Origin of the sequence: Actinomadura fibrosa (genome assembly GCF_900659615.1) — a bacterium.
GTDB classification, from domain to species: Bacteria; Actinomycetota; Actinomycetes; order Streptosporangiales; family Streptosporangiaceae; genus Spirillospora; species Spirillospora fibrosa.
This window is the reverse complement of the sequence record NZ_CAACUY010000509.1, coordinates 1-2,183: the sequence shown is the minus strand read 5'-3', so window position 1 is coordinate 2,183 and position 2,183 is coordinate 1. Positions and strand designations below refer to the sequence as shown.

Here is a 2,183-nt window from a genome sequence, read left to right as displayed (position 1 = left end):
GGCGGCTCCCACCGGCGCGCCCGCGGCGCCCGCCCAGCGACGCCTGGCCGAAGCGCAGCCCGATGAGGCACATCAGCAGCCCGGTGCCCGCGACGTGCGCGACGGGCGCGAACGCGAGCTGGAGGGCGGGCAGCGCGAACACGGCGACCCGCGTCCCGAGCGCGAACGAGCGCCGGGCGAGGCTCACCAGGACGAGCAGCGCGACGCCGAGCGCGAACGCGGGCGGGCAGATCACGGCGAACCCGCCGGCGAAGGCGAGGATGGAGCGCCCGCCGCGCCATCCGGCGAACACCGGCCAGGCGTGGCCGAGCATCGCCGCCGCCACCGCCGCGTACACGGGCAGGACGCTCCCGCCCGCGACCGTCCACGCCGTGCCCGTGTCCGCCCCGCTGACCGCGAGGCCGAGCAGCCCGGCGAGCGTCCCCTTGAGCATGTCCCCGGCGAAGACGGGGACGGCGGCCCGCCATCCGAGGAGCTCCATGACGTTCCAGAACCCCGGGTTGCGGTCACCGGCCTCGCGCGGGTCGAAGCCGCGGGCGCGGCAGGCGAGCACCGCCACCGGCACCGAGCCGAGCAGGTAACCGCCGATGACCGCCGCGAGCACAGGCACCATCGCCTCGTTCCACCTCATCCGATACGCGGGTGTCGACGCCATGCCGTTCATGGCGTTCGACCGGCCGGTGCTGCGCGGCACCGCCGGGCTGTCCTTCTGGCGGCTGCTCGGGACCGGCCGGGGCCGTTCCATGACCCTCGGCGCCGACCTGCGCCGCTGGGCGCTGTTCGCCGTGTGGGACGCCGAGCCCGCCCTCGACCGGTTCCTCGCGTCCTCCCCGGTGGCGGCGCGCTGGCGCGACGCGGCGGAGGAGGCGTGGCACGTCCGCCTGGCGCCGCTGGGCTCCCGGGGCCGCTGGGGAGGCCGCGACCCGTTCGCCGGGCACGCGGGGACCGGACGCGGGACCAGGGGCGGGTCCGGGCCGGTGGCCGTGCTGACCAGGGCGTCGATCCGCGCGTCCCGGCTGGCGGCGTTCTACCGGTCGGTCCCGGACGTCGACGCCCTGCTGCGCCGCCAGGACGGCTGCGTCGCGTCGGTCGGCGCGGGCGAGTGGCCGCTGGTCCGGCAGGCGACGTTCTCGCTGTGGGAGGACGAGTCCGCCATCGCCCGCTTCGCCTACCACGGCGACGCGCACCACGACGTCATGCGGCGCGTGCGCCGGGAGGGCTGGTACGCGGAAGAGCTCTTCGCCCGCTTCGCCCCCTACGGGAGCGAGGGCACCTGGGACGGCCGAAACCCCCTGGCCCCCGACCTTCCGCCCTGACCACCGCACGCTGTGCGCATTCCTTGGATGCTTCATGCGAGGTGTGCTGGACGTTCGTGCGCCGGGGCGGGGATCACGTGTGCCGGTGCGATGTCCGGCTCGCCAGGCGGGGCGATGGGCTCGTCCGCGGCCAGGGCGCGGGCCATGACGCAGGCGCGGGCGATCGCCGCCCGCCGGGACGAGCCGTGCGCGACGACGACCGTGCCGGTCAGGCCGAGCAGGGCCGCGCCGCCGTGCGTCTCGGCGGCGTAGAGCCGCGCGACCTCGCGCAGCCGGGCCGGGTCGGCGATCCCGGCCCGCGCGACGAGGGCGAGGGTGGTCCGGACGCAGCCCTCGATGGTCTTCAGCGCGACGTTGCCGGTGAAGCCGTCCGTCACGACGACGTCCACGGTCCCGGTCAGGACGTCGTGGCCCTCGACGTTGCCGTGGAAGCGGACGGGCAGGCCCGGCAGCAGCCGGGCGGCGTCGCGGGCGAGCCGGTCGCCCTTGCCCGGCTCGGCGCCGATCGACAGCAGCCCGACCGACGGGTCCGCCACCCCGAGGACGCGGCGGGCGTACTCGGTGCCGAGGACCGCGTGCCGCGCGACCATCTCCGCCGTCGGGTCGGCGGTGGCCCCGGCGTCCAGCAGGACGGTCGTGCCGGTCAGCGACGGGAGGGCGACGGCGAGCGCCGGGCGCGGGACGCCCTCGCGCCGGCCGAGGACGCGGACCGCGCTGGTCACGACGGCGCCGGTGGAGCCCGCCGACACGAACGCGGCGCCCTCCCGCCGGGCCGCCCGCCGCCCATAGGTTGCCGTACCAGGCGACGACCGCGGCGCCGATCGCGGTCCGCGTGGGGGCGTTCCGCGGCCGGTCGAGGAGGTGGTG

General features: G+C 77.4%; 3 protein-coding genes. 1 reads left to right on the top strand and 2 read right to left on the bottom strand.

The window, feature by feature from the left end:
- Positions 1 to 613, bottom strand: a 613-nt coding sequence (locus E1300_RS49185) for a glycerol-3-phosphate acyltransferase (RefSeq protein ID WP_131764111.1), incomplete at its 3' end; no start/stop codon positions are given.
- Between E1300_RS49185 and E1300_RS49180 the strand changes: the two genes are divergently transcribed.
- On the top strand, positions 588 to 1,316 hold the full coding sequence (locus tag E1300_RS49180) for a spheroidene monooxygenase (RefSeq protein WP_242619914.1): 729 nt from the start codon (positions 588 to 590) through the stop codon (positions 1,314 to 1,316). The genes E1300_RS49185 and E1300_RS49180 overlap by 26 nt on opposite strands.
- Positions 1,317 to 1,348: 32 nt before the next feature.
- Here E1300_RS49180 and E1300_RS49175 read toward each other — a convergent pair.
- Positions 1,349 to 2,183, bottom strand: an 835-nt coding sequence (locus tag E1300_RS49175) for a hypothetical protein (RefSeq protein ID WP_131764110.1), incomplete at its 5' end; no start/stop codon positions are given.